General features: G+C 42.5%; 1 protein-coding gene. It reads left to right on the top strand.

The annotated features are described in order from the left end of the window. Positions 1–67 precede the first annotated feature (67 nt). Positions 68–558: hypothetical protein (locus HT721_RS08830; protein ID WP_173229633.1), on the top strand; the 491-nt coding region annotated here is incomplete at its 3' end.

Consider the following 558-nt stretch of genomic DNA (forward strand, 5'->3'; position numbering starts at 1 on the left):
CGGAGCGTACACAAAACAAACGCATACTCTTGAGAAAAAAGACATAATCAAAAAACCAACAGACACGTTGAGTGGAGACGATCTTCATACAACAAAAGGAATTGTTGGAATCGTAGATAACGGAACGAAAAAAGATTATGACCAAGCAGGAATCACATCTGTAACCTCAGTAGGGCAATTACCAAGTCTAACGCCAGGAAGCAATAGTGAAGTTCCAGTATTGATAACTTATGAAGATGGCTCAAAAGAAAACACAACCGTAACCTTGAAAGTAACGCAAACAGAGCCAGTAGCGCCAACGGTAGGACAATGGCAAAATGGTAATCTGAAAGTAACCCCAGATACAAACAACGGAGGAGATCGGATCGAGATACCGTTGAAAGAAGGCGGACCAGTCGTTGTCAAGAAAGGCGAAGACGGAGAGTGGAAAGTAGAAGGAAACCATCCAGAAGTTAAGGTAACAAACGGATCTATAGAAGTCCCAGCGGACAAAGTAGAAGATGGTGTGAAGGTAACAGCCAAATCAGGAGAAGGCGACTTTGAAAATAGCAAAGAAAG

The sequence above is a fragment of the Streptococcus sp. 4094 genome (genome assembly GCF_013277125.1).
Classification (GTDB): Bacteria; Bacillota; Bacilli; order Lactobacillales; family Streptococcaceae; genus Streptococcus.